A 20,940-nucleotide genomic window follows, 5' to 3' on the forward strand; every position below is an offset into this window, starting at 1 on the left:
TCCATGGAGACCTTCGCTCTGGTCGTGACCATCGCGGTCGCGCTGTTCTTCACGTACACCAACGGCTTCCACGACTCGGCGAACGCCATCGCCACCTCCGTCTCCACCCGGGCGCTCACTCCTCGGGCCGCGCTGCTCATGGCCGCGGTGATGAATCTCGGCGGCGCCTTCCTGGGGTCGGGTGTCGCCAAGACCGTCAGTGAGGGCCTGATCGAGACGCCCGAGGGCTCGAAGGGGATGGGAATCCTCTTCGCGGCGCTGGTCGGCGCCATCACCTGGAACCTCATCACCTGGTACTTCGGCCTGCCGTCCTCCTCCTCGCACGCCCTGTTCGGCGGCATGGTGGGCGCCGCGCTGGCCGGCGGGACCACGGTGTACTGGCACGGGGTGCTGGAGAAGGTCGTCATCCCGATGTTCATCTCGCCGCTGGTGGGGCTCGGGGTCGGCTATCTGGTCATGACCGCGATCATGTGGATCTTCCGGCGGTCCAATCCGCACAAGGCCAAGCGCGGGTTCCGGATCGCGCAGACCGTGTCCGCGGCGGGCATGGCCCTCGGCCATGGTCTGCAGGACGCGCAGAAGACCATGGGCATCGTGGTGATGGCCCTGGTCATCGCCGATGTGGAGGACTACGGCGATCCGATCCCGATCTGGGTGAAGATCGTCTGCGCGGTGATGCTGTCGCTCGGCACGTACGCCGGCGGCTGGCGGATCATGCGCACCCTGGGCCGGAAGATCATCGAGCTGGACCCGCCGCAGGGCTTCGCGGCCGAGACCACCGGCGCGGCGATCATGTTCACCACGGCGTTCCTGTTCAAGGCGCCGATCTCGACCACCCACGTCATCACCTCCGCCATCATGGGCGTCGGCGCGACCAAGCGGCTGAACGCCGTGCGCTGGGGAGTCGCCAAGAACATCGTCCTCGGCTGGTTCATCACCATGCCGGCCGCGGCGCTGGTGGCCGCGGCGGCGTTCGGGGTCGTGCACCTCGCGTTCCTGTAGCGGAGCGGGTGGCCGGACCGACGTACTGAAGAAACGAATCAGCAGACCGGCGCACGGGTCTGCCGCCGCGGGAAACGACACGGGCCCGCCCCCCGGGAGCCGGGGGGCGGGCCCTTATCTGCCTCGCGGTGGCACCGCCATGCAGCACCGCGAGGGGTCTTGCGGGCCGGCCTAGCCGAAGCGGCCCGAGATGTAGTCCTCGGTGGCCTGGACCGACGGGTTGGAGAAGATGCGCTCCGTGTCGTCGATCTCGATCAGCTTGCCGGGCTGGCCGACGGCCGCCAGGTTGAAGAAGGCGGTGCGGTCCGAGACCCGGGCCGCCTGCTGCATGTTGTGGGTCACGATGACGATCGTGAACCGTTCCTTCAGCTCGCCGATCAGGTCCTCGATCGCCAGCGTGGAGATCGGGTCCAGGGCCGAGCAGGGCTCGTCCATCAGCAGGACGTTCGGCTCGACCGCGATGGCGCGGGCGATGCACAGCCGCTGCTGCTGACCACCGGACAGGCCCGAGCCGGGCTTGTTCAGGCGGTCCTTGACCTCGTTCCAGAGGTTGGCGCCGCGCAGGGACTTCTCGACGACGTCGTCGAGCTGGGACTTCTTGTACGAGCCGTTCAGCTTCAGGCCGGCCGCGACATTGTCGTAGACGGACATCGTCGGGAACGGGTTCGGGCGCTGGAAGACCATGCCGACCTCGCGCCGCACGGAGACCGGGTCGACGCCGGCGCCGTACAGGTTCTCGTCGTCGAGCATGACCTTGCCCTCGACCCGGCCGCCGGAGGTGACCTCGTGCATGCGGTTGAGGGTGCGCAGGAAGGTGGACTTGCCGCAGCCGGAGGGGCCGATGAAGGCGGTCACGGAGCGGGGCTCGACGGTCATCGAGATGTCTTCGATGGCACGGAAGGAGCCGTAGTAGGCGCTGAGGCCGCTTACGTCGATTCGCTTGGCCATGGGTATCACTGCTTCTTTCAGGAAAGTCTTGCGATCGGTCGCTGTCTGGCCGCCGCGCGGCGGGGAGCCGCGCACAGATGCATCAGCGACCGGTGTTCGGGGCCTTCCAGCGGGCGATGCCGCGGGCCGCGAGGTTGAGGAGCATCACGATGGCGATCAGGGTGAGGGCCGCCGCCCAGGCGCGGTCGTACGCCGCTTCCGAGCCCGCGCTGTTCGCGTACTGCTGGTAGATGTACAGCGGCAGCGACGCCTGCGCCCCTTCGAAGGGGTTGTTGTTGATGAACGGGTTGCCGAACACCAGCAGCAGAACCGGGGCGGTCTCACCCGCGATACGGGCCACCGCCAGCATCACACCGGTGGTGATACCGCCGACGGCCGTCGGCAGGACCACCTTCAGGATGGTGCGCCACTTGGGCACGCCCAGAGCCAAGGATGCCTCACGCAGCTCGTTCGGGACGAGCTTGAGCATCTCCTCCGTGGAGCGGACCACGACCGGCATCATCAGGATCGCGAGGGCCAGGGCGCCCGCGAAGCCCGAGAAGCTCATCTCGAAGATCAGCAGGATGCTGAGGATGAAGAGACCGGCGACGATCGAGGGGATACCGGTCATCACGTCGACGAAGAAGGTGACGGCGCGGGCGAGGTTGCCGCGGCCGTACTCGACCAGGTAGATCGCGGTGAGCACACCGACCGGCGCCGCGATCAGGGTGGCGATGCCGACCTGCTCCATGGTGCCGATGATGGCGTGGTAGATGCCGCCGCCGGGCTCGGTGTCCGCGACGACGCCCATGGAGTGGGTCAGGAAGTAGATGTCGAAGACCTTGACGCCGCGCTGCACGGTCGACCAGACCAGGGAGACCAGCGGTACCACGGCGATCAGGAAGGCGACCCAGACCAGCGAGGTCGCGATGCGGTCCTTGGCCTGGCGCGTGCCCTCGACGCGGGCGGCGAGGGCGTAGGTACCGAAGACGAAGAGCAGCGCGGCGATCAGGCCCCACTGGATCTTGCTGTCGAAGCCGGCGGCCAGGCTCAGGCCGATGGAGACGGCGAGGGAGCCGGCCGCGATGGCCACGGGGGACCACTTCGGCAGCCGGGCGCCCTGCAGGGAGCTGGGGTGCTTGACGACGGTGCTCATGCGTTGGCCCCCGAGTACTCCTTGCGGCGAGCGATGATCCATCGGGCCGCGCCGTTGACCAGCAGGGTGATGACGAACAGGACCAGACCGGACGCGATCAGCGCGTCCCGGCCGAACTCGTTGGCCTCACCGAACTTGCTGGCGATGTTCTGGGCGAAGGTGCCGCCGCCCGGGTTGAGCAGGCTGCCGTGGATGAGGAAGTCCGGGGAGAGCACGGTGGCGACGGCCATCGTCTCGCCGAGCGCGCGGCCGAGGCCGAGCATCGAGGCGGAGATCACGCCGGAGCGGCCGAAGGGCAGCACCGCCATGCGGATGACCTCCCAGCGGGTGGCGCCGAGGGCCAGGGCGGCCTCTTCGTGCATCTGCGGGACCTGGCGGAAGACCTCACGGCTCACGTTGGTGATGATCGGCAGGATCATGATCGCGAGCAGGATGCCGACCGTGAGCATCGAGCGGGCGGGCCCGCCCTCCCAGTCGAAGACGCCGGTCCAGCCGAAGTAGTCGTCCAGCCAGCCGAACAGGCCGTCCATGTGCGGTACGAGGATCAGGGCGCCCCACAGGCCGTACACGATGGACGGCACCGCGGCGAGCAGGTCGATCACGTACGCGATCGGACCGCTCAGCCTGCGCGGGGCGTAGTGGGTGAGGAACAGCGCGATGGCGACGGCGATCGGGACCGCGATGACCATGGCGATGATCGACGAGACGATCGTGCCGTAGGCCAGGACCGCGATGCCGAAGACCGGCTCGGTGCCGGTGGTGTTCCACTCGAAGGTCGTGAGGAAGTTGCCCTCGTCCTTGCTGATGGCGACGGCGGCCCGCCAGGTGAGGAAGACCGCGATGGCGGCCATGATCACCAGCAGGAAGATGCCGGAGCCACGGGCGAGACCGAGGAAGATCCGGTCTCCGGGACGGGTGGCGCCGCGGGCGTTGCGCTTGAGCTCGGCCTCGGACGGCTGCGGTGGTGAGGGTGCGGGAGTGTTCTTGGTGGTTATGTCCATCGGGTTCTCCGGTCTGCGGCGCCCTGCGTGGTGGAGGGCTCCTGGCGGCGGTGCACCGGACGGTGCGGCCCGGCCCCGGTGGGGGGCCGGGCCGCACACTCAGGTCAGCTCAGGCCCGCGATGGTCTCGCGCACCTTGGCGATGATGTCGTCGGGCATGGGGGCGTAGTCGTTCTCGGCGAGGATCTTCTGGCCGTCCTCGCTGGCCATGTAGCCGAGGAACGCCTTGACGGTCGGCAGGGTCTCCGCCTTGTTGCCCTTGTCGCAGACGATCTCGTACGTCACCAGGGTGATCGGGTAGGCACCGTCGGCCTTGGTGGCGTAGTTGAGCTCCAGGGCCAGGTCCTTGCCGGTGCCGACGACCTTGGCGTCCGCGATGGCGGCGGTGGCGGTCTCGACGGAGGCCTTGACCGGCTCGGCGGCGCCCGTGTCGATGGCGACGACGGAGGTGTCCTTGGCGTAGGAGAGCTCCATGTAGCTGATCGCGCCGGCGGTCTGCTTGACCTGCTGGGCGACACCGGAGGAGCCGGACGCGGACTGGCCGCCGGGGGCGGTCCAGGCCTTGCCGCCCTCGTACTTCCAGTTCTCCGGGGTGGCGGCGGTGAGGTACTTGGTGAAGTTGTCCGTGGTGCCGGACTCGTCCGAGCGGTGGAACGCCTGGATCTTGAGGTCGGGCAGCTCGGCGTCGGGGTTCAGCTTGGCGATCGCCGGGTCGTTCCAGTTCTTGATCTTGTCGCTGAAGATCTTCGCCAGGGTCGGCGCGTCCAGGACGAGGTCGTCGACACCCTCGACGTTGTACGCGAGGGCGATCGGGCCGCCGACCATCGGGAGGTCGATGCCCTGGCCGCCGGAGCAGACCTCCTTGGAGGCGGTGACCTCTTCCGGCTTCAGCGCCGAGTCGGAGCCGGCGAAGGCGACCGTGCCCTGCGTGAACGCGGTGATGCCGGCGCCGGAGCCGCCGCCCTTGTAGTTGATCTGGACACCCTTGCAGGCCGCGGTGAACTGCTTGACCCAGGCGTCGATCGCGTTCTTCTGGGCGGACGAGCCGTCGGCCAGCAGCTGGCCCTTGGCGTCGTCGCACTTGATGTTGTTGGCCTGCGTGCTCGTGGTGGAGTCGCTGCTGCCGCTGTCACCGGTGTCGTCGGAGCCGCACGCCGTGAGGGCCAGGGCGCCGGAGACGGCGAGAGCACCGAGAGCGAGGGCCCGCCGGTTCATGCGCTGAAGCTTCACTTGAGGGAGTTCCTTCCAGGAGCCGCCGTCCTGAATCCGGCGGCGTGCGAAGTCTGTGAGATGCGGGCGCCTGGCCGAGCCACGCGCCACACCGCGTAAGGCCGAAATTAGGCAGAAGAGGTGAAGGCGCCGATGGCCATAAATGAACGAGGGGTGAACCCCTGGGGACGGTGCGGTGAGGTCACGGAACGCTTACGTTGAGGACACGGGGCGATCCCGACCCGGGCCTCGAATGGTTACCCTACGCAATCGGGTGACTCCGGACGCGATGCAGGCGCCCGGCGTGTGCCGAGGGACCGCACATTCGGCCCAGTCACCGGCCGTTGCCCCGCTCGGCCGGGATGACCAGCTCGTCCATCAGCTCCCGGTCCCGGGGCTGCGTCAGCCGGAGGCGGGCCGCCTCCGGGCGCAGCCAGACGATGCGGTCGACCTCGGTGGACGGCACGAAGGTGCCGGGGCCGGCCTCGGCCGCCCAGTAGCGGACCTCCTTGGGGCGGCCGCCTGCCATGTAGGTCAGCGTGGAGAGCTCGCCGCCGGGCGTGGCCCGGTAGCCGGTCTCCTCCTCGACCTCCCGCAGGGCCGCGGCGAGCGGTTCCTCACCGCGCTTCAGCTTGCCCTTGGGGTGCGACCAGTCGTCGTATTTCGGCCGGTGGACGAGGCAGACCTCCAGCTCGCCGTCGACCGGGGAGCGGCGCCACAGCACACAGCCGGCCGCCCGGACCGGGGAATCGTTCGTCGCGGTCACCGGGGCGCGGCCTCCTTCCTGTGCTCGGTCCAGTGCTCGGTGCCCCTCAGGGGGCGCTGACCTTCCGCAGCTGCCAGGTCCCCCAGCACTGCTGGAAGGTGAAGCGGGCCGCCTCCACCTCGTGCCGCTGGTCGGCGTGGAGCACCCCGAGCGCGTACGCCGTGGCCGGGGCGATCCGCGGGGTGCGGGCCGCGGCGGCCGCCGCGGCCGCCGCCTCGGAGGCGTCGCGGTGGCGGTCCAGGGCCTGGCCCGCGGTGAGCAGGCGTACGTCCACGGGGGCGCCCTCGCCGAGCAGGCACTCGCGGGCGTAGCGGTGCAGGCGGAGCAGGAGGCGGACCTGGTGCCAGGGGGCGTCCTGGGGGTGCGGGGCGGGGTCCGGGGAGAGGCCGTGGACGAGGGCCTCGGCGTTGTACGGGTTGCCCGCGGTGACCAGGGGCAGGGCGCCGACCGCGTCGGTGAGGCGTTCCTCGGCCGCGGCGGCCAGGGGGTGGAGGTCGGCGGTGGGGGCCGCGGTGGTGAGGGGGACCTCGCTCGCCAGTACGGCGATGTGGTCGGCGACCGCGTGGAAGCGGCTGGAGCCGAGCGCCTGGAGGGCGGTGCTGTGGGCTCTGGTCCGGGCGAGGGTGAGCTGGCGCTCCAGCAGGGCGCCCGCCTTCGCCGCGCCCACGGTCAGGTTGCCGCGCTCCGCGGGGGGCGCCGCCCCGGCCCGGCCGCCCGCCGCCGGGTCAGGGGTGCCGGCCGGGCTGCTCGCGGCCGCGTCGGTGGCCTGCGCCGGGAAGCTTGTCGCCCCCGACAGGCGGTGCAGCGCCAGCAGCAGGCGCTCCAGCCGGGCCGCGTAGGCGTGCTCCATGGCCAGGGTGCCCGACAGCCAGGCCAGTTCCGGGCGGATGCGTTCCGACCAGTCGGGGTCCAGGAAGGTGCGGAAGGTGTGCAGGCTGCCGCTGATGCGGCGGGCCGAGCGGCGCAGGGCGCGGGCCGCGTCCACCGACTCCGCCGAACCGTTTTCCCCGGGCCGGGACCTCGCCCGCCCCGGAGCTCCTGAGTCGCCGCCGGACTCCCGGTGCAGCCGCAGCGCACGGAGGAACTCCATGGCCTGGCTACGCAGGTATGCCTCGAGTGCCTCCCCGGTCACCGGCCCGGCCGTGGAGTTCGTCGGGTCAAGGTGTTGCTGTGCCACGCCGGCGCCTCCGGGCGTCTATGAGCATCTCCTGGACGTTCCGCAGGGGCTGGCCTTCCGCATCGGTCGCGTGCCGGGTCCACTCGCCGTCCGGGCCGAGGTGCCAGGAGGCCGTGGCGGCGGACATGCCGGTCTCCAGCAACCGGTTGAGGGCCGCCCGGTGAGCCGGGTCGGTGACCCTGACCAGTGCCTCGATGCGGCGGTCGAGGTTGCGGTGCATCATGTCGGCGCTGCCGATCCACACCTCGGGCTCGCCGCCGTTGCCGAAGGCGAAGACCCGGGAGTGCTCCAGGAAGCGGCCGAGGATCGAGCGGACCCGGATGTTCTCCGACAGGCCCGCCACACCCGGGCGCACCGCGCAGATGCCGCGCACCCAGACATCGACCGGCACGCCCGTCTGGGACGCGCGGTACAGGGCGTCGATCAGGGCCTCGTCGACCATGGAGTTGACCTTGATCCGGATGAACGCCGGGCGGCCCGCGCGATGGTGCTGGACCTCCTTGTTGATCCGGGAGATCAGGCCGTCGCGCAGGGACTTGGGGGCCACCAGCAGGCGGCGGTAGGTCTCCCGGCGCGAGTAGCCGGACAGGCGGTTGAACAGGTCCGAGAGGTCCGCGCCGACCTGCGGGTCCGCGGTCAGCAGGCCCAGGTCCTCGTACAGCCTCGCCGTCTTCGGGTGGTAGTTGCCGGTGCCGACGTGGCTGTAGCGCCGTAGCGTGTCGCCCTCCTGGCGGACCACCAGGGACAGCTTGCAGTGGGTCTTCAGGCCGACCAGGCCGTAGACCACATGGCAGCCGGCCTCCTCCAGACGCTTCGCCCACTTGATGTTGGCGTGCTCGTCGAAGCGGGCCTTGATCTCGACCAGGACGAGCACCTGCTTGCCGGCCTCGGCCGCGTCGATGAGCGCGTTGACTATCGGGGAGTCGCCCGAGGTCCGGTACAGGGTCTGCTTGATGGCGAGGACGTCCGGGTCCTCGGCGGCCTGCTCCAGGAACGCCTGCACGGAGGTGGAGAAGGAGTCGTAGGGGTGGTGCAGCAGCACGTCCCGGTTGCGCAGCGCGGCGAAGATGTCGGGCGCGGTCGCCGACTCGACCTCGGCGAGATCGCGGTGGGTGCCGGCGACGAACTTCGGGTACTTCAGCTCGGACCGGTCCAGGGAGGCGAGCCGGAACATTCCGGTCAGGTCCAGCGGGCCGGGCAGCGGGTACACCTCGGCCTCGCTGATCTTCAGCTCGCGCACCAGGAGGTCCAGGACCTCGCGGTCGATGGACTCCTCGACCTCCAGGCGCACCGGCGGCCCGAAGCGGCGCCGCATGAGCTCCTTCTCCAGGGCCTTGAGGAGGTTCTCGGTGTCGTCCTCCTCGACCTCCAGGTCCTCGTTGCGGGTGACGCGGAAGGCGTGGTGCTCCAGCACCTCCATGCCCGGGAAGAGCTCCTCCAGGTGCGCGGCGATGACGTCCTCGATGGGGACGAAGCGGCCGGGGCTGGACTCCAGGAAGCGGGAGAGCAGCGGCGGCACCTTGACGCGGGCGAAGTGGCGGTGCCCGCTGACGGGGTTGCGCACCACGACGGCCAGGTTCAGGGAGAGGCCGGAGATGTAGGGGAAGGGGTGGGCCGGGTCGACGGCGAGGGGGGTCAGCACGGGGAAGATCTGGTGCCGGAAGAGGGTGAACAGACGGGCCTGTTCCTTCTCCGTCAGCTCGTTCCAGCGGACCAGGTGGATGCCCTCCTCCGCGAGCGCGGGGGCGACGTCCTCGTGGAAGCAGGCGGCGTGCCGGGCCATCAGCTCGCGGGAGCGGGCCCAGATCATCTCCAGCACCTGGGTGGGCTGGAGCCCGGAGGCGGACCGGGTGGCGACGCCGGTGTGGATGCGGCGCTTCAGGCCGGCCACCCGGACCATGAAGAACTCGTCCAGGTTGCTGGCGAAGATCGCCAGGAAGTTCGCCCGTTCCAGCAGGGGTGTGGTGGGGTCCTCGGCGAGTTCGAGCACCCGCTCGTTGAACGCCAGCCAGCTGCGCTCCCGGTCGAGGAAGCGTCCCTGGGGCAAGGGGGCGCCCTCGGTCGGCGCCTCCTCGTAGGCGTCGAGGTCGGAGTCGATGTCGGGTTCGAGGTCGGAGACCGAACCGGCCACCGTGCGCGAGCGGTGGGCGGCTATGGAACCGACGGACGGCTGCGCGTGCTGGACCTGTGCCTGGGCGTTCTGCTGACTCATGGACCCATTCTTCCGCGTTCCCAGGGGAACGGGCGCGTCGGAGGACGCGGGCGGGAGCGTGGCGGCGAGACGTCGGGCGTCCCCGTTCCCCGCGGCCCCCTCGGGAGGCGGCGAAGGCTCTGGCACGGCGGGTTTCATTCGGTGAGCGTCGCAAGCCCATCTGAACCAATGGTTACGGAGACATGGCGTGCGGGACACCGGGCGGCGGCTCCCGGACGTCCGCATGCCGGGACCGGACGTGCGGGCGGCGGCTCCCGGACGTCCGCATGCCGGGACCGGACGTCCCTCCCCCCGTAGGAGGGACGTCCGGTCCCGGAGATTCAGACGGTCCGACGGCGCAGCAGTCGGAAGGCGGTCAGCACGGCGACGGCCGCGACGGCGAGGAGGATGCCGCTCTCCACGTACTGCAGCGGCCAGAAGTGCGACCGGGGGTGGACGCTGACCTGGGTCTGGGTGGAGGAGACGGGCATGGCCGAGCGGGGCACCTCCCAGCCGGCCTTGTCGCGGGTGACCGTCGGCCAGAGGTCTTCACGATGGCGTTCCAGCAGGTTGAAGAGGACCAGCGAGGCGGTGAGGGCGGCCCCGGCGGCGGGCAGTGCCCGTGCGAACAGCATCCCGGCGAGGGCGCCGAGGGCGAGCCCGGCGAGGGCGTGGGCGACGGCGGTCGGGCCGGTGCCGACGAAGACGTCCGGGTGGTACCAGTCCCCGACCAGGTTCGGGTTGTCCTCCCCGCGCGCCCATGCGCCCAGCAGGACCACGGCGCTCGTGCCCGCGGTGAGCAGCGCGGCGGGGACGGCGAGCTTGGCGGCCAGCCAGCGCGTGGGGGAGACGGACTGCGTCCAGGCCCACTGGGCGGTGCCGTTCTCCAGCTCACGGCCGATGAGCACGCCGCCCGCCCAGGCGGCCACCGGGAAGATCAGGAAGGCCAGGGCGCCGGTGACGAGGGCGATGCCGGTGGAGTACGTCTCGTCCGCGGTGATCGCGTCGACCGCCGCGCAGGACGGCAGCCCGTCGTGGGCCGGGATGGCGCAGGCGCCGCTGCCGCGCTCGGCCTCGTCCGCGAGGGCGGCCAGCCGGACCAGGAAGGCGGCGGCCGCGAACAGGGCGAGGCCCCACAGGACCAGCGCGGTGCGGTGCAGCCGCAGCACGGCCCAGAGCAGTCCACCGGGCCGGAGGGCGGGGCGGCCCGCGGGGACGGCGGTCGCGGTGAGGGCGGTCATGCGGCGGCTCCGATACGGCGCTTCAGCGGCGCGAAGCGGGCCCGCGGCCGTCCGCCGGGGCGGGGGGTGGGGTGGCTCGGGGGGAGGGGTGTGGTGGTGAGGGGGGTTGTGCGGGGGGTGGGACGGTCCGCAAGGGCGGCCACGGCGGTGAGGGTGGTCATGCGGCGGGTGGGGTGGCCCGTGGGGCCGGGCGTGGCGGTCGGGGTGGTCATGTGGCGGCTCTGGTGCGGCGCTTCAGCGGCGCGAACCAGGTCCGCAGGCGTCCGCCGGGGCGTGGGGACGGGCGTGGCGGTCAGGGGGGTCATGTGGCGGCTCCCGTGCGGCGCTTCAGTAGGGCGAAGCAGGCCCACACCGCGGCGGCCGTGACGGTGAGGACGAGGGCGGTCTCCACGAGCTGGAGGGGCCAGAAGTGGTCGGCGGGGTGGTAGTAGGCGTAGAAGCCGGTGATGTCGCGCTCGGAGAGGCAGCCCTGCGTGCCCATGCAGTCCGGGATCGGGACGTGGGCGCCGTCGCTGGTGAGGGCGCCGCCCTCGACGATCAGGCCGACGTGCTCGGGGTAGTCGTCCGTGGCGGTCACCAGGTCCGTCGGCCACAGGTGCGGGCGCAGTGCGTCCAGCCGGTCGGAGAGCGCCAGGACGGCCAGGGGCGCGACCGCGAGGGCGGGCAGGGCGCGCGGCAGGAGCAGGCCGACCAGGGCGCCGACGGCCAGGCCCAGCAGTGCGTAGGCGGTGGCGGTGGTGCCGTTGGCCAGGTAGACGCTGTGCCAGGTGCGCCAGCCCATCATCCGGTGCAGGCTCTCGCCCGAGGACCCCCACACCAGCCGGTGCAGCAGGGTGAGCGTCAGCATGCCGGCGGTGAGCAGGGCGGCCGGAACCGCGAGCTTGGCGGCCAGCCAGCGCGCGGGGGAGACGGACTGGACCCAGGCCCACTGGGCGGTGCCGTTCTCCAGTTCGCGGCCGATGAGCGCGCCGCCCGCCCAGGCGGCGATGAGCAGCGGCGCGAGCCCGAGCAGGGTGCCGCCGGCGGCGAGGATGTCGTCGTACCGGGCGAAGGCGGGGCCGGTGAGGTCGCAGCCCAGGCTCGGCTCCCCGGAGCCGCAGCCCGCGTCCCGGTACTCGGCCCAGGCGGCGTCGGCACCCGGGCCGTACGCCCACAGCAGTGCGCCCGCGGCCACCGCCACCAGCATCAGCCAGAACAGCAGCGCCGACCGGTGCACCCGGAGCAGTCCCCGGACCAGCCCGCGGGAACCGCGGGAGCGGGGGGCGGTGGCGGTCGCCCGCACGGTCACGGCGGTCATGCGGCCGCCTCCTGGGTGTCGCGGAAGGCGAGGGCCGGGGCGTCGGGGGAGCGCAGGTGGGCCAGGACCAGCTCCTCCAGGGTCGGCTCGGTGGGCTGCCAGGCGGGGGCGACCGGGCCCTCGGGGCGGATCAGCGCGGTGAGCTGGCGTCCGGTGGTGCGGGACTCGACGACGGTGTGCGGGGCGAGGGAGTCCCCGGCGCGGCCGGTGACGAGGGTGTGCGCGGCGAGCACGTCCTCCAGGGGCCCGGCGAGCCGGATCCGGCCGGCGCCGAGCAGCAGGAGGTGATCGCAGGAGCCCTCCAGCTCCGCCACCACGTGCGAGGACATGACAACCGTGGTGCCGTGTTCGGCGGCGTCCGCCATCAGGGTGCCGGTCAGCTGGTGCCGGGCGAGCGGGTCGAGGTCGGCCATCGGCTCGTCCAGCAGCAGCAGTTCGGGGCGCTTGCCGAGGGCCAGGGCGAGGGCGACCCGGGTGCGCTGGCCGCCGGAGAGGGTGCGGATCCTGGCGTCCGGGTCCAGGTCGCCGTCGGCGACGATCCGCTCGGCGGCGGCGCCGTCCCAGCGCCGGGGGTTCAGTTCGCGGCCGAGCCGCAGGGTGGCGGCGACGGTGAGCTGGGGGTGCAGGGGCTTGTCCTGGGCCACGTAGGCGAGGCGCTCGCGGGCCGCGGCCGGGGTGGTGCCGAGGACGGTGACGGTGCCCCCGCTGGGCCGCAGCAGCCCGGCGGCGAGGGCGAGCAGGGTGGACTTGCCGGCGCCGTTCGGGCCGACGAGGGCGCACACGGCTCCGGCGGGAAGCCGGAAGTCGAGCCGCTCCAGACCGGTGGTCCGCCCTCGCGGGCGCAGTCGCCGACGGAATCTCTTGCTCAGTCCCGCCGCCTCTATGGCGATCTCGCTCATGCTTCGTCCCCCTTGAAGTGTTTTTCCAGTACGGCGGTGAAAAGGGCCGCCACGTCGTCGTGCTCCAGGCCCGCCGCGCGGGCCCGCGCCGCCCAGTCCGTCAGTTCGCCGCGCAGCGGGGAGTCGGCGGGCGCGGCACCCAGCGACCTCGTCACGAAGGTGCCGAGGCCGCGGCGGGCCTCGACCAGGCCCTCGCGCTCCAGCTCGCGGTAGGCCTTCAGCACCGTGTTCGGGTTGATGGCCGTCGCCTCCACCACCTCCCGCGCCGTGGGGAGCTTGTCCCCTGGCGCCAGCAGCCCCAGGCGCAGGGCCTGCTTGGTCTGCTGGACGATCTGCAGGTAGGTGGCGACGCCACTGCGCCGGTCGATGCGGTACTCGACCACTCCGTCCACCACCCTTTCACTAATTGAGTAGTGAAAGGGTGGTGTAGGGGGGCCCGAAAGTCAAGCGTGGTTCCGGGCCCCCCGCGCCCCCCTCCCGCGCTACGTCTCCGTCCGGTACATCAAATCCGTCTCGTACGTCACGAACCCCATCCCCTCATACACGGACACCGCCGCCTTGTTGTCCGCGTCGACATACAGCATCGCGTCCCGCACCCCCCGCCCCGCGAGGTGCCGCAGACCCACCGCCGTCAGGGCCTTCCCCAGCCCGCCCCCCTGCGCCCCCGGCCGCACGCCGAGGACGTACACCTCGCCGAGCCCCTCCTCGGCATGCACCTTGGTCCAGTGGTAGCCGACCAGCTCCCCCGCCCGCTCCGCCAGGAAGAACCCCGCGGGGTCGAACCACGGCTCGCCCATCCGGTCGTCGAGATCACGCTGGGTGAGAGAACCCTGCTCGGGATGGTGGGCGAACGCGGCGGCGTTCACCGCGAGCCACGCCGCGTCGTCCTGTCCGGGCACAAAGGTCCGTACCGTCACATCCGCGGGCAATACCGGCTCGGCCAGATCCAGGTCCGCCAAGGACCGCCGCATCTGCCGCAGTTCACGGAACAGCGTCAGACCCAGCACCTGCGCCAGATGCCGGGCCGCCGAGTGCCCGCCGTGCGCCCACACCCGCAGCCGCTTGCCGGAGGCGGCGAGGAGGGCCGAGCCGAGCGCCCGCCCGTGGCCGTGCCCGCGGTGCGCGGGGTGGACGACCAGTTCGGCGGCCGGCGCCTCCACCGGATCGGTGTCCTCCAGCTGGGCGTACCCGACGAGTTCGGAGTCGACCGTGAGCAGCAGATGCGAGACGCCCTCGCGCTCGCCGCCGCGCAGTTGCAGCCGTCCCTGCTCGGACACCGCCTGCTGGCCGTCCCGCAGGGCGGCCTCGGCGAGCAGGGCGAGCACCGCCTCGGTGCGGTCGGGGGAGAGTGCGGAGTGGGTCTCGATGGAGCGGCCCCCACCGGGCCGTACGGTGTCGTCGCTGGTCATGCGTACGAGGGTAAGCCGAGGCCAGGCCGGACCGGCGGCAAAAGGGAAACCAGGATGTAACCCGGAACCTCCTTCCGCGCTACGCGCGTTGACTCTAGGCTGCGCCCCGGGCGATCACCGCCCTCTCATGACTCTCTTCCGCTCGTACGACTCACAGAGGGGGGCGTATGCCAGCCATGTCCACTCAGCCGGAGCACCGCCGCAGACACCGGACGCATCTGATCCTCACCGCGGCGGCGGGCCTCGCCACGGCGGGCGCCCTGGCCGCCGCGCTGCCGGCGACGGCCACCGCGGAGGAGGGCGACCGCAAGGGCGGCCACTCGAGCCGCTACCAGGACGTCCAGCTGCTGTCCTTCAACGACCTGCACGGCAACCTGGAGCCGCCGTCCGGCTCCTCCGGCCGGGTCACCCACCTGAAGGAGGACGGCACCACCGAGGCCATCAACGCGGGCGGTGTCGAGTACCTCGCCACCCACCTGCGTCAGGCCCGCCAGGGCAACGCGTACTCTGTCACCGCGGCCGGCGGCGACATGGTCGGCGCCTCCCCGCTGATCTCGGGCCTGTTCCACGACGAGCCCACCATCGAGGCGCTGAACAAGCTCGACCTGGACGTCACCAGCGTCGGCAACCACGAGTTCGACGAGGGTCCCGCGGAGCTCAAGCGCCTGCAGTACGGCGGCTGCCACGAGACCGCCGGCTGCTATGTCGAGGACCGGGAGTTCGAGGGCGCCGACTTCCCCTACCTCGCGGCGAACGTCCTGAACGAGAAGTCCGGCAAGCCGCTGCTCAAGCCGTACTGGGTCTGGAAGAAGAAGGACGTCAAGATCGGCTTCATCGGCGTGACCCTGGAGGACACCCCGGGTGTCGTCTCCGCGGAGGGCGTCAAGGGCCTGAAGTTCAAGGACGAGGTCGAGACGATCAACAAGTACGCCCGCGAGCTGCAGCGCCAGGGCGTCAAGTCGATCGTCGCGCTGATCCACGAGGGCGGGGCCCCGGCCTCGGCGGCGTACAACTACGACTGCGACTCGCCGGGCGCCGGGGACGGCATATCGGGCCCGATCGTCGACATCGCCAAGAACGTCACCCCGCAGGTCGACGCGCTGGTCACCGGCCACACCCACGCGGCCTACGCCTGCACGATCAACGACCCGTCGGGCAAGCCGCGCACGGTCACCTCGGCCGCCTCCTTCGGCCGCCTCTACACGGACACGACGCTGACGTACGACCGTTGGACGGGTGACATCGCCCGTACGGCCGTGCAGGCGACGAACCACGTGGTCACCCGGGACGTCGCCAAGGCGCCCGACATGACCGACCTGATCACCGAGTGGAACCGTCTCGCGGCGCCGGTCGGCAACCGCGCGATCGGCTACATCTCCGCCGACGTCCCGAGCACCGGCACCGAGTCCCCGATGGGCGACCTCATCGCCGACGCGCAGCTCGCCCACGGCAAGCAGCTGGACCCCGGGACCGACCTGGCGCTGATGAACCCGGGCGGGGTGCGGGCCGGGCTGACCTACGCGGCCAAGGGCACCGAGGGCGACGGCGTGGTCACCTACGCCGAGGGCTTCACCGTCCAGCCGTTCTCCAACACGGTGAACCTCCAGGACCTCACCGGCACGCAGCTGATCCAGGTGCTCAAGGAGCAGGTCAGCGGCGCGAACGCGAGCGCGCCGAAGATCCTGCAGCCGTCGGCGGGTCTGACGTACACGCTGGACCTGACGAAGACCGGTGCCGACCGGGTGGTGACGGACTCCATCAAGCTCGACGGCGCCGCGATCGACCCGGCCGCCACCTACCGCGTCGCGACCAACAGCTTCCTCGCGGGCGGCGGCGACGGCTTCACCACCCTGGGCCAGGGCACCAACGACCTCGTCGGTGCCGACGACCTGACGGCCCTGGAGCAGTACCTGACGGCCAACTCCTCGGCGGGCAACCCCCTCGCGCCGCCGACGGCGAACCGGATCACGATCGTGAGCTGAGTCGCGAAGAAGCGGCCGTCAACCAGAGCTGAGGCCGAACCGCCACGAGGCGGGGTCCGGGGATCTTCCTCTCCGGGCCCCGCCTCGGCCGTGTTTCAGGAAGCCGTGGGCGTCCAGTCGCCCAGCCAGTCCGTGACCTCCTGGTCCGCTGCCTGGAGGTCGGTGAGGTGGGGGCGGTCGCTGGTTGCGGGGCCCGCGCCCGGGCCCGTGTTCCGGTACTCCGCGAAGCGGTCGTTCTTCCAGGGGAAGCCGCCCATGTCGGACCAGGGGGTGGACTTCACGGCGGCGCTCAGGGTGGTGTCGCGGACCGTTGTCTGGGGGCGGAGGGCGGCGTCGCCGCCGGCGTGCCAGTTGCGGCCGAGGTAGAAGCTCCCCGCGGTCACGTCTCCGGTGACCGCCGAGCGGTTGATCAGGATGCCCTTGCGGTCGGCGGCGGTGCTGGGCGCGGTGATGTAACCCGCTGACGTGCCGTTCCAGCGCTTCTTCAGCGTGATGACCGACTGGTCGATCACGGCCGTCGCCCGGCCGAAGATGAAGTCGACGTTGCCGGTGATGTAGGAGTTGCGGACGTAGACCCGGCCCAGCTTGTCCTTGGCCGCCGTGTCCAGCAGCAGGGTGTCCTGGTCGCCGTCGACGATGAGCGAGTCGAGGTAGACCCTGTCGGCGGCCGTGCGCAGGGCGACTGCCTGGTGCCCGCTCAGGGACTGGTTCGCCGCCTCGTCGAAGTCGTTCGTGATCGTGAGGTTGCGGGCCTGGAAGTCGTCCGCCTCCACGGCGACCGTGGCGCTGCCCGAGGTGCCGTAAGTGCCCGAGCCGTCCGGCTTCGGGGTGCCCGAGGCGTTGTCGTGGACGATCACCGTGTCCTTGCGGCTGCCGCCCGTGCCCTGGATCGTGACGTGCGGCTTGTTCGCCGGGACCTTGACCGTCTCGCGGTACGTGCCCGGCCTGACGGCGATGACCACCCGGGAGGGGTTGTTCGCGGGTACGGCGTTCACGGCGGCCTGGACCGTGGCGTACTGGCCGCTGCCGTCCTTGGCGACCGTGAGCGTGGTCGCGGCGGCCGCCAGGGTGGTCGTGGTCCCGACGGAACTGCGCGGGCCCGTCCCCGACTTCAGCAGCGCCGGCACGTCCGCCGTCCGGTCCGGCGTGTACGCGTAGTGCGCCCTCGGGTCGAAGGCGGTGCCGCCGGACTCGTTGCGGCCGCTCGTGCCGGCGAAGGTGTTGCCCTTCTGGACGATGGCCGCCGTGCTGTCCTTGATGACGGGGTTCTTGACGCCCTGGAAGTAGGAGTTCTCCAGGACCATCCTGGTCCGGCCGCGCGCGTAGTTGCCGTAGGAGGAGTTGATGGCGGTGCCCGCCGCGTCCTCCAGGTAGTTGTTGTACAGGTGCGCGTGGGCCGCGTTGTCCGTCGACGGGTTGCGCTGCTCCGTCTCGCGGAACCAGTTGTGGTGGATCGTGATGTCGGTGACGAGGTTCTCGGTCCAGCCGATGCCGAACGTCTTGTTGTTGTTGCTCAGCCTGTTCCAGGAGACCGTGATGTTCGTGCTGTCCTTGCGGACGTCGATCAGGCCGTCCGCCATGTGACGCAGGTCGTTGTGGTCGATCCAGACGTGGTGCGCGCCGTCCATCTGGACGGCGTCGAAGTCGTGGTCCTTGTCGTTCCGGACGCCCTGGTACGAGTCCCGGATGGTCAGGTTCCGGATGATCACGTTGTGCACGCCGGTGCCGAGGAAGAAGCCGCCGCCGACGATCTGCCCGGAGGTCCCGGAGCCGACGATCGTCTTGTCGCTGGCGACCTTGATCTCCTTCCCGACCGGGTTCATGGTGATCGTCCCCACTACGACGATGACGTACGGCTCGGCCGCGGTCGCGTACTTCTCCAGCTCCGCGAGCGTCCTCACGGTGACCGTCCTGCCGTCCCGGCCGCCGTAGGTGCCGTTCTGGCCGAGCGAGTCGACGGAGGCGAAGCCGTCCGCGGTGGCGGTCGCCCAGGCGGGGGCGGTAGCCGCGGAGGCCGTGGACTGGGCGTCGTCACCCAGGAAGGGGGTGTAGGCGACGACTCCGGCCGCGGTCAGGGCCAGCAGGAGCCCGACCGCCGGCACGGTGTTCCTTCTGCGGTGCCGCGGCTTGCGGCGGGGGTGGTCCTCGGGGGAGGCGTGGGGGGCGTCCATGCGTCGGCTCCGTTTCGATCCGGCAGGTACGGGGCGGGTCGACGTGGAGTCGCCACGGCGGGCGGGAAGGTTGCCGCGGACCTACGGCAGGTCCGGCGGGGGCGTCGGCGCCCCCGGCAGCCGCACCGTCGCGATCGTGCCGCCGCCCTCCGCGCGGGCCAGCGACACCTCGCCGCCCGCCTGCTGGACCGTACGGGCCACGATGGACAGGCCGAGGCCGGAGCCGGGGAGGGCGCGGGCGCTGGGGGAGCGCCAGAAGCGGTCGAAGACGTGCGGGAGTTCCTCGGCCGGGATGCCCGGGCCGTGGTCGCGGACGCTGAGGACGCCGTCGGCGAGCTGCACCTCGATGGTGCCGCCCTCGGGGCTGAACTTCACCGCGTTGTCCAGGATGTTCACCACCGCGCGCTCCAGCGCGGTGGGCTCCGCGCGGACGTACCAGGGCTGGAGGTCGGCCCTGATCGTCAGCTCCGGTCCGCGGAGCCGTGCCCGGCGCAGGGCGGACTCGACGGTGTCCTCCATCGGCACCACCTGGACGCGTTCGCCGCGCTGGCCCTCCGAGCGGGACAGTTCCTGGAGGTCGCCGATCAGGGCGGCCAGTTCCGTCATCTGCGCCTTCACCGAGGCGAGCAGGGCCTTGCGGTCCTCCGGGGGGATGGGGCGGCCGGTCTCCTCGCTGCGGGTGAGGAGTTCGATGTTGGTGCGCAGGGAGGTGAGGGGGGTGCGCAGTTCGTGGCCCGCGTCGGCGATCAGCTGCTGCTGGAGCTCGCGGGAGCTGGCCAGGGAGGAGGTCATGGAGTTGAAGGAGCGGGAGAGGCGGGCGATCTCGTCCTCGCTGTCCTCGTCCACCGGGATGCGCACGTTCAAGTCCTCGGTGCGGGCCACGTGTTCGACGGCCTCGGTGAGCTTGTCCACGGGGCGCAGTCCCGCGCGGGCGACGGCGAGGCCGGCGGCTCCGGCACCGAGGACTCCGATGCCGGAGACGAGGAGGAGGATGAGGGCGAGGTCGTTGAGGGTCGACTCGGTGCCCTTGAGGGGGGTCGCCACGAGCAGGGCGACGCCTTGTGAGTCGGCCGAGTCGACGCCCAGGTACAAGGTCAGGACGCGCACGGAGTTGCCGTCCTCGTCGCTGCCGTTGCGAACGGTCGCTTCGTCGCGGGTGGCAGCCCTGATCACGTCCCTGTCGGAGCTGGTGACCTTGACGATGCCCAGGGAGTTGGGGTCGACACAGGGCTCGCCCTCCTCCTTGATCAGCTGGACGTAGTCCTTGGGAATCCACCGCCCCCCGGTGCCCGGCTGCGCAGTCGGGGAGCAGTTCTGAAGGAGCGACGCCACCGTGCCGGGCCGCTTCACCATGTCCCTGAGGTCGCTGTCCACCTGCTCGTACAGCTTCCCCTGCACGATGAACCAGCAGGTCACCGAAACCGCCGCCACCCCGAACGCCACCGCCGCCGCCACCAGCAGCGCCAGCCGGGACCGGATCGGCAGCGCCCGAAAGCGCCGTAGCACCCTTCTCACTCCGCGCCGCCCTGCCGCAGCACGTACCCCACACCCCGCACCGTGTGCACGAGCCGCGGCTCGCCGCCCGCCTCGGTCTTGCGCCGCAGGTACATCACGTACACGTCCAGCGAATTCGACGACGGCTCGAAGTCGAAGCCCCACACCGCCTTCAGGATCTGCTCCCGCGTCAGCACCTGGCGCGGGTGCGCCATGAACATCTCCAGCAGGGTGAACTCCGTGCGGGTCAGCTCCACCGGCCGCCCGCCCCGTGTCACCTCCCGCGTCGCCAGGTTCATGCGCAGGTCGGCGAAGGTGAGGGCCTCGTCCTCCTGGACCGCCCCCGCCCCGGCCGCCGCCGCGTACGATCTGCGCCGCAACAGGGCGCGGACCCGGGCGAACAGCTCGTCCAGTTCGAACGGCTTGACCAGGTAGTCGTCGGCGCCCGCGTCGAGCCCGGTGACCCGGTCGCCGACCGTGTCGCGGGCCGTCAGCATGAGGATCGGCGTCGTGTCGCCCGCCCCCCGGATGCGGCGCGCGGCGGTCAGCCCGTCCATGCGGGGCATCTGGATGTCGAGGACGACGAGGTCGGGACGGTACGCCGCCGCCTTCTCCAGGGCGTCCGCGCCGTCGACGGCCACCTCCGTGGCGTACCCCTCGAAGGCGAGACTGCGCTGGAGGGCTTCCCGCACCGCGGGCTCGTCGTCGACGATCAGGATGCGCTGGGGGTCACGGTCGCCATCGGCGGGGCTCATGGGCTCGGGTTCCTCGGGTGCGGAAGGACGGGTCGACGCCTTCAGCGTCGCATGTTCCCAGCGGGTGCGTTGAGGGACAGGTCAGGCCCGTGCGGGCGTACGGCGGTGGGCGCGGCGGGTGGCCGTACGGCCCGTGGCCAGCTCGGCGGCCCGGGGCGGCGCGGGGGCGTGCAGCTCGTACGCCACCTCCAGGGCCAGCGTGAAGCGCGCCGGGTCGGTGTCGGCGGCGGCCCTGTGCGAGACCTGCTTGATCATGACGTACCC

The 20,940-nt window shown here is 71.4% G+C and carries 19 protein-coding genes; 2 read left to right on the top strand and 17 right to left on the bottom strand.

Annotation, left to right across the window (positions count from 1 at the left end):
* Nucleotides 1-3: 3 nt before the first annotated feature.
* Nucleotides 4-1,002, top strand: a complete 999-nt coding sequence (locus ACWD1Z_RS09990; RefSeq protein WP_451117190.1) for an anion permease — start codon at nt 4-6, stop codon at nt 1,000-1,002.
* 171 nt (nt 1,003-1,173) lie between these two features.
* Here the strand turns inward: ACWD1Z_RS09990 and pstB are convergent, their stop codons facing one another.
* The 13 genes from pstB to mshD form a co-directional block, all read right to left on the bottom strand.
* A complete protein-coding gene (gene pstB / locus ACWD1Z_RS09995; RefSeq protein ID WP_383310389.1) occupies nt 1,174-1,950 on the bottom strand; it encodes a phosphate ABC transporter ATP-binding protein PstB in 777 nt (258 codons plus the stop codon).
* A gap of 82 nt (nt 1,951-2,032) precedes the next feature.
* Nucleotides 2,033-3,085: a phosphate ABC transporter permease PstA gene (pstA, locus tag ACWD1Z_RS10000; RefSeq protein WP_451117193.1), complete on the bottom strand. Its 1,053-nt coding sequence runs from the start codon at nt 3,083-3,085 to the stop codon at nt 2,033-2,035.
* Entirely contained in the window at nt 3,082-4,086 is a 1,005-nt protein-coding gene (gene pstC / locus ACWD1Z_RS10005; RefSeq protein WP_451117195.1) for a phosphate ABC transporter permease subunit PstC, read from the bottom strand. The genes pstA and pstC overlap by 4 nt, the downstream gene beginning before the upstream one ends.
* Before the next feature lie 104 nt (nt 4,087-4,190).
* A complete protein-coding gene (pstS, locus tag ACWD1Z_RS10010) occupies nt 4,191-5,315 on the bottom strand; it encodes a phosphate ABC transporter substrate-binding protein PstS (RefSeq protein ID WP_451117197.1) in 1,125 nt (374 codons plus the stop codon).
* A gap of 313 nt (nt 5,316-5,628) precedes the next feature.
* Nucleotides 5,629-6,060 carry an NUDIX hydrolase gene (locus tag ACWD1Z_RS10015; protein WP_451117199.1) on the bottom strand — a complete coding sequence of 144 codons (432 nt, stop codon included), beginning with the start codon at nt 6,058-6,060 and terminating at the stop codon, nt 5,629-5,631.
* A gap of 46 nt (nt 6,061-6,106) precedes the next feature.
* Nucleotides 6,107-7,237 (bottom strand): CHAD domain-containing protein, encoded by a 1,131-nt coding sequence (locus tag ACWD1Z_RS10020; protein ID WP_451117201.1) that lies wholly within the window; start codon nt 7,235-7,237, stop codon nt 6,107-6,109.
* Nucleotides 7,218-9,449, bottom strand: coding sequence for an RNA degradosome polyphosphate kinase (locus ACWD1Z_RS10025; RefSeq protein ID WP_451117203.1), 2,232 nt, complete (start codon nt 9,447-9,449; stop codon nt 7,218-7,220). The genes ACWD1Z_RS10020 and ACWD1Z_RS10025 overlap by 20 nt, the downstream gene beginning before the upstream one ends.
* Before the next feature lie 320 nt (nt 9,450-9,769).
* Nucleotides 9,770-10,669, bottom strand: coding sequence for a hypothetical protein (locus tag ACWD1Z_RS10030; protein ID WP_451117205.1), 900 nt, complete (start codon nt 10,667-10,669; stop codon nt 9,770-9,772).
* The gene (locus ACWD1Z_RS10035) at nt 10,666-10,881 is read right to left on the bottom strand and encodes a hypothetical protein (protein WP_451117207.1); all 216 of its coding nucleotides are present in this window, start codon (nt 10,879-10,881) and stop codon (nt 10,666-10,668) included. Before ACWD1Z_RS10035 ends, ACWD1Z_RS10030 begins: the two co-directional genes overlap by 4 nt.
* A gap of 89 nt (nt 10,882-10,970) precedes the next feature.
* On the bottom strand, nt 10,971-11,966 hold the full coding sequence (locus ACWD1Z_RS10040; RefSeq protein ID WP_451117209.1) for an ABC transporter permease: 996 nt from the start codon (nt 11,964-11,966) through the stop codon (nt 10,971-10,973).
* A complete protein-coding gene (locus ACWD1Z_RS10045; protein ID WP_451117211.1) occupies nt 11,963-12,865 on the bottom strand; it encodes an ABC transporter ATP-binding protein in 903 nt (300 codons plus the stop codon). The genes ACWD1Z_RS10040 and ACWD1Z_RS10045 overlap by 4 nt, the downstream gene beginning before the upstream one ends.
* The gene (locus ACWD1Z_RS10050; RefSeq protein WP_389418014.1) at nt 12,862-13,248 is read right to left on the bottom strand and encodes a GntR family transcriptional regulator; all 387 of its coding nucleotides are present in this window, start codon (nt 13,246-13,248) and stop codon (nt 12,862-12,864) included. The genes ACWD1Z_RS10045 and ACWD1Z_RS10050 overlap by 4 nt, the downstream gene beginning before the upstream one ends.
* Before the next feature lie 99 nt (nt 13,249-13,347).
* Nucleotides 13,348-14,274 carry a mycothiol synthase gene (mshD, locus tag ACWD1Z_RS10055; protein ID WP_451117213.1) on the bottom strand — a complete coding sequence of 309 codons (927 nt, stop codon included), beginning with the start codon at nt 14,272-14,274 and terminating at the stop codon, nt 13,348-13,350.
* Nucleotides 14,275-14,441: 167 nt separating this feature from the next.
* Between mshD and ACWD1Z_RS10060 the strand changes: the two genes are divergently transcribed.
* Complete coding sequence (locus tag ACWD1Z_RS10060) at nt 14,442-16,256, top strand: bifunctional metallophosphatase/5'-nucleotidase (RefSeq protein ID WP_451117214.1); 1,815 nt, start codon at nt 14,442-14,444, stop codon at nt 16,254-16,256.
* Between the two features lie 95 nt (nt 16,257-16,351).
* Here the strand turns inward: ACWD1Z_RS10060 and ACWD1Z_RS10065 are convergent, their stop codons facing one another.
* From ACWD1Z_RS10065 to ACWD1Z_RS10080, 4 genes are all read right to left on the bottom strand, one after another.
* Nucleotides 16,352-18,427: a pectinesterase family protein gene (locus tag ACWD1Z_RS10065; RefSeq protein WP_451117216.1), complete on the bottom strand. Its 2,076-nt coding sequence runs from the start codon at nt 18,425-18,427 to the stop codon at nt 16,352-16,354.
* 81 nt (nt 18,428-18,508) lie between these two features.
* Nucleotides 18,509-19,942, bottom strand: a complete 1,434-nt coding sequence (locus tag ACWD1Z_RS10070) for a sensor histidine kinase (protein ID WP_451117218.1) — start codon at nt 19,940-19,942, stop codon at nt 18,509-18,511.
* Complete coding sequence (locus ACWD1Z_RS10075; protein WP_451117220.1) at nt 19,939-20,676, bottom strand: response regulator transcription factor; 738 nt, start codon at nt 20,674-20,676, stop codon at nt 19,939-19,941. The genes ACWD1Z_RS10070 and ACWD1Z_RS10075 overlap by 4 nt, the downstream gene beginning before the upstream one ends.
* Nucleotides 20,677-20,757: 81 nt before the next feature.
* Nucleotides 20,758-20,931 carry a hypothetical protein gene (locus ACWD1Z_RS10080; protein ID WP_451117222.1) on the bottom strand — a complete coding sequence of 58 codons (174 nt, stop codon included), beginning with the start codon at nt 20,929-20,931 and terminating at the stop codon, nt 20,758-20,760.
* Nucleotides 20,932-20,940: the final 9 nt, after the last annotated feature.

The sequence above is a fragment of the Streptomyces sp. NPDC002784 genome (assembly GCF_053592135.1).

Excerpts from the sequence above, each read along its gene's own strand:
- ACWD1Z_RS09990 (WP_451117190.1), top strand. The coding sequence starts at position 4 with ATGGAGACCTTCGCTCTGGTCGTGACCATCGCGGTCGCGCTGTTCTTC.
- pstB (WP_383310389.1), bottom strand. The coding sequence starts at position 1,950 with ATGGCCAAGCGAATCGACGTAAGCGGCCTCAGCGCCTACTACGGCTCC.
- pstA (WP_451117193.1), bottom strand. The coding sequence starts at position 3,085 with ATGAGCACCGTCGTCAAGCACCCCAGCTCCCTGCAGGGCGCCCGGCTG.
- pstC (WP_451117195.1), bottom strand. The coding sequence starts at position 4,086 with ATGGACATAACCACCAAGAACACTCCCGCACCCTCACCACCGCAGCCG.
- ACWD1Z_RS10025 (WP_451117203.1), bottom strand. The coding sequence starts at position 9,449 with ATGAGTCAGCAGAACGCCCAGGCACAGGTCCAGCACGCGCAGCCGTCC.
- ACWD1Z_RS10030 (WP_451117205.1), bottom strand. The coding sequence starts at position 10,669 with ATGACCGCCCTCACCGCGACCGCCGTCCCCGCGGGCCGCCCCGCCCTC.
- ACWD1Z_RS10035 (WP_451117207.1), bottom strand. The coding sequence starts at position 10,881 with ATGACCACCCCGACCGCCACGCCCGGCCCCACGGGCCACCCCACCCGC.
- ACWD1Z_RS10040 (WP_451117209.1), bottom strand. The coding sequence starts at position 11,966 with ATGACCGCCGTGACCGTGCGGGCGACCGCCACCGCCCCCCGCTCCCGC.
- ACWD1Z_RS10045 (WP_451117211.1), bottom strand. The coding sequence starts at position 12,865 with ATGAGCGAGATCGCCATAGAGGCGGCGGGACTGAGCAAGAGATTCCGT.
- mshD (WP_451117213.1), bottom strand. The coding sequence starts at position 14,274 with ATGACCAGCGACGACACCGTACGGCCCGGTGGGGGCCGCTCCATCGAG.
- ACWD1Z_RS10060 (WP_451117214.1), top strand. The coding sequence starts at position 14,442 with ATGCCAGCCATGTCCACTCAGCCGGAGCACCGCCGCAGACACCGGACG.
- ACWD1Z_RS10065 (WP_451117216.1), bottom strand. The coding sequence starts at position 18,427 with ATGGACGCCCCCCACGCCTCCCCCGAGGACCACCCCCGCCGCAAGCCG.
- ACWD1Z_RS10075 (WP_451117220.1), bottom strand. The coding sequence starts at position 20,676 with ATGAGCCCCGCCGATGGCGACCGTGACCCCCAGCGCATCCTGATCGTC.
- ACWD1Z_RS10080 (WP_451117222.1), bottom strand. The coding sequence starts at position 20,931 with ATGATCAAGCAGGTCTCGCACAGGGCCGCCGCCGACACCGACCCGGCG.